Raw genomic sequence first — 4,140 nt, forward strand, 5'->3', positions numbered from 1 at the left:
CGCGAGTATCAGCCCGCCAAGATCGCCGCGGTCGAGGCCCATTGGGAGACGCGCCGTGGCGCGCCACTCGTGCTGTTTGCCTGGCCGGACACCAAGACCGAGAGCAACCTCTACGAGATCGCCATTCCGAAACTCGGCAGCCTCGTCCTCACTCACGAATGGGACGGCGAGGTGCGCGGCTTGAAATCCTTTCCGCCAGAGGACAGGCCGAACCCCATCATCCCGTTCTTCTCCTTCCGCATCATGGTGGGCATCGGCTTCATCATGATCGCGCTCGGTTTCACCGGCGCTGTGCTCTGGCTGATGGGCCGGCTCTACACCACGCGCTGGTACTTACGCGCAATGGCCTGGTCCTTCCCCATCGGCTTCATCGCCGTCCTCGCCGGCTGGTTCGTAGCCGAGGTCGGCCGCCAACCTTGGGTCGTGTACAATGTGCTGCGCACGGCGGACGCCGTATCGCCGGTGCCGGGCGGCAGCGTCATGACCACGCTTATGCTGTTCGTCATCGTCTACGGCATCATCTTCGGCGCCGGCATCTACTATATTGCGCAGCTCGTGCGCCGCGGACCGGGAGAGACACCGCCGGTGCCTGACGAAGGCGAAGGCGATCCTTCACGGCGGCCCATGGCCGCAGGAGGTGCCCCATGATCGCCTCCAACCTGGATATGGCGCAGCTTCTGCCGATCTTCTTGCCTCTCGTGTGGGCCTCGATCCTGGCGCTCGCCGTGTTTCTATACGTGCTGCTCGGCGGCTACGACCTCGGTCTCGGTGTGCTGTTTCCCATCGCCCCGTCGGACCGCGACCGCGACGCCATGATGGCGTCCGTGGCGCCGTTCTGGGACGGCAACGAGACCTGGCTGGTGCTCGGCGGCGGCGGCCTGCTCGCCGCCTTCCCCCTCGCCTACGCCACCATGTTGCCGGCACTCTACATCCCAATCTTTCTCATGCTGATGGGGCTGATCCTGCGCGGCGTTGCCTTCGAGTTCCGTTTCAAGTCGAGCACCTATCGCTGGGGTTGGGATCTCGCCTTTGCCGGCGGCTCGATCGTCGCGGCCTTGATGCAAGGCGTGATCATCGGCGCCTTCGTACGAGGCTTCACCGTCGAAAATAATCAGTTCGCGGGCGGTCCGTTCGACTGGCTGACTCCGTTCTCCGTCGTCACCGCCGTGGCCGTGCTGTCCGGCTACGTCCTGCTCTCGGCGGGCTGGTTGATCATGAAGGCCGACGAGGCCTTGCGCGAATGGGCTTATGGCATCGCGCGCTATGCGCTGATCGCGGTGACCGTCTTTATCGTGGTGTTCAGCCTGTGGACGCCGCTGCTGCATCCAGAAATCGCCGACCGCTGGTTCTCGCCTGGCAACATGGTGATGTTCTCTCCCGTGCCGCTGCTCACCGCCGCCGCCGTCATCGGCCTATGGCGCGGCATCGCCAAGCGCCAGCGCTATGCGCCCTTCCTTTGGGGTATTCTGATTTTCATGCTCTGCTACACGGGGCTCGCGATCAGCCTATTCCCCTACATCATTCCGCCGGACATCACGATCTGGGAGGCGGCCGCGGCGCCCAAGTCACAGCTTTTCATGCTTTACGGTGCGGTCCCGCTCCTGCCCATCATTCTGGGCTACACGGCCTATTCTTATTATGTGCTGTGGGACGCGCCCTCGAGCGACACGTATCACTGACGTTCACCACGTCCCGGCCAGTTCTTTTCGCTCCAGGCGCTGCTTGAGTTTCATGATCCGATCATAGGCGTCGGTGATGCGGCTGCGCGAGAGTCGTCCGTCGCACACCGCCTTCACCAGCGCACGATGAATCCGCACGCCGAGCTGCGGCTCCTCTGCCTGCACGTTGGAAAACACGACGATGTCGGTGCCGGCCTTGACAGCCTTCACCGCCAGCTGCTCCGGCGTGAACTCGTCGCGCACCGCCCCCATCTCCATGTCGTCGCTCATGATGACGCCGTCGAAGTCGAGCCAGTTCGTGTTGCGCAGCGCGCGCGGCGCCTTGGCGGAAAGCGACGCGGGCAGTTCTTCCAGATCGCTGAAGCGCGGATGATAAAGGTGCCCGATCATCACCGCATCGAGCAGTCCGTCCTCGGCGAGACGGCGATAGGGCTTGAGCTCCACCTCGTGCCAAGTCTTAGCGACATCCGCCAGGCGCTTGTGACTGTCCACCGCGCTCGACCCGTGCCCCGGGAAATGTTTGGCCACGGTGACGATGTTCGCCGCGCGATGCGCCTTGATGAAGGATGCGGCGAGCGAAGTAACGACGTCGGGGTCCGCGCCGAAGCTCCGGCCGCGCGCGCCGATCACCGGATTGCGCGGATTGGTGTTGAGATCGACCACGGGGCCGAGATTCATGTTGAAGCCTGCATCGGCGAGCTCCGCCGCCATCTCGCCGTAGAGCCGCTCGGCCGCCGCCGGTGAGGCATAGCTCGGGTCGCGGGCCACTTTCGCGGCCGACGGAAACCATTTGAAGCCGTTCCATGGATTGAGCCGCTGAACCTTGCCGCCTTCCTGATCCACGGCGATGAACGGCCGCGGATTGGAGTGCGCGTTGCGCAGGAAGGCGATGAGGTGCTTCAGCTGCTTGCGCCGGTGGATGTTTTCGGGAAACAGCACCACGCCGCCGATCGTGCCCTTGTTCAGCTGTGCGCGGACGGCCTTCACCCCGGCGTCGTTCTCGTCGTCGCCGGGGAACCCGACCAGGATCATCTGCCCGATCATGCGGTCGAGACGCTTGCTGCCGCAGCCTGCCGGGATGGGCGCGGCGTAAGGCGCGGGCACGGCCACGCAGACCGCGAGGGACAGCGTGAGCAGCGCCTTGAGCGCGAATGCAGGAGAGAATCGGGAAGACATTGACCGGGACATGGGGGCCGGGTTTAGGGACGAATTTTGCCGCGATTGTGAATAGACTTAGGCACGCGGGACGGACAACCGGGTCGAGGGATGAGCCCATGTACAATACCATTTTGAAGTCCTTGTCGGTGGCTTGCCTCACCGGCCTGCTCGTCACTGGCCCGACACGCGCCGAGCCGGAGGCCCCGGTCGAGGAGGAGGCCGTGGCGGAGGTTGAGAACCCCGACGAGAGCCTCGCCAAGAGCCTGCTGGGCAAGTCCTATTCGGGCGAGCTCGAGATCGACGGATGGACCAATTTCGGCGGCGGCCTCGTCTCGCCGCCTGTTTATGTGAGCCTCTATCAGCGCGAGGACGGCACCTCCCTGGTGGTGACCAGCACGTTGTTGAACAAGAACTACGTGGTCACCGACGCCTTGATCATTTCCAAGCCGTGGAAGGGCTACGAGATCTCCACCTCCTGCATGCAGGGCGAGGACTTCACTTTGCGCTTCGTGGGCGAGGCGCGCGGGCCGGAGGACAAGGAATGGTGGACCGAGGTGCGCCGCGCCTGGGAGATCGAAGTTCCGCCCAAACCCAACCCCGAGGCGGAAACCGTAATCCAGACCGAAACCGAACCTCCCAAGCCTGAGTCTGAGACTGAGAGCGAGGCCAAGCCCGAGCCCATGCCCGGAAAGATCACGAAGGCCAACTCCAAGGGGATCAAGTGCACAAGCCCCGCGTGGTAGTGTTGAAGGAATAGGGGGACGCGGGGGATGGACGAGTTCGTTTTCGTGCTCGCGATGCTCGCGGCGCTGGGCACGGCGCTGCTCGCAGGCAGCTACTTCGCCTTCTCCGCCTTCCTGATGAGAGCGCTTCGAGGGCTGTCGGCGGAGCGCGGCATCGTCGCCATGCAGGCCATCACCCTGGCCATCAGGAAGCGCGTGTTTTTGATCGTGTTTTTCGGCACCGCGACGCTGTGCGCTATTCTTTCGGTCATCGCGCTGTTGCATTGGGGCGCGCCGGGATCCTGCTATCTGCTCGCCGGTGCGCTGCTCTTCCTCATGGGCGCGTTCGCGGTGACCATGATGCGCAACGTGCCGCTCAACAGTCAGCTTGCCGCCGCAGCGCCCGATACGAAAGAAGCCCGCGATCTGTGGAAACAGGTCCAGGCGTCGTGGTCCATGTGGAACCACATCCGCACGGTCACCGCGCTTCTCGCTTGCGCGAGCTTGATCATGGCACTTGTCGAGATGGGCAACCCGTTCGCCCGCTGATCCTCACGGACAAACTGCACTCCGGCGCGCCG

General features: G+C 64.0%; 5 protein-coding genes. 4 read left to right on the top strand and 1 reads right to left on the bottom strand.

Annotated elements, in window-relative coordinates; genetic code table 11:
• Positions 1 to 648, top strand: a 648-nt coding sequence (locus tag ACSLE4_RS08810) for a cytochrome ubiquinol oxidase subunit I (protein WP_435904090.1), incomplete at its 5' end; no start/stop codon positions are given.
• Positions 645 to 1,679 (top strand): cytochrome d ubiquinol oxidase subunit II, encoded by a 1,035-nt coding sequence (cydB, locus tag ACSLE4_RS08815; RefSeq protein WP_435904091.1) that lies wholly within the window; start codon positions 645 to 647, stop codon positions 1,677 to 1,679. The genes ACSLE4_RS08810 and cydB, both read left to right, overlap by 4 nt.
• Before the next feature lie 3 nt (positions 1,680 to 1,682).
• On the opposite strand, the gene ACSLE4_RS08820 is transcribed toward cydB, so the two are convergent.
• Positions 1,683 to 2,855, bottom strand: a complete 1,173-nt coding sequence (locus ACSLE4_RS08820; protein ID WP_435904092.1) for a glycoside hydrolase family 3 protein — start codon at positions 2,853 to 2,855, stop codon at positions 1,683 to 1,685.
• Between the two features lie 98 nt (positions 2,856 to 2,953).
• On the opposite strand from ACSLE4_RS08820, the gene ACSLE4_RS08825 reads away from it, so the two are divergent.
• Both ACSLE4_RS08825 and ACSLE4_RS08830 read left to right on the top strand, forming a co-directional pair.
• Positions 2,954 to 3,580 (top strand): hypothetical protein, encoded by a 627-nt coding sequence (locus ACSLE4_RS08825; protein ID WP_435904093.1) that lies wholly within the window; start codon positions 2,954 to 2,956, stop codon positions 3,578 to 3,580.
• Between the two features lie 27 nt (positions 3,581 to 3,607).
• Entirely contained in the window at positions 3,608 to 4,108 is a 501-nt protein-coding gene (locus ACSLE4_RS08830; RefSeq protein WP_435904094.1) for a DUF1772 domain-containing protein, read from the top strand.
• Positions 4,109 to 4,140 lie beyond the last annotated feature (32 nt).

It is taken from the genome of Methyloceanibacter sp. (assembly GCF_051306395.1).
Classification (GTDB): domain Bacteria; phylum Pseudomonadota; class Alphaproteobacteria; order Rhizobiales; family Methyloligellaceae; genus Methyloceanibacter.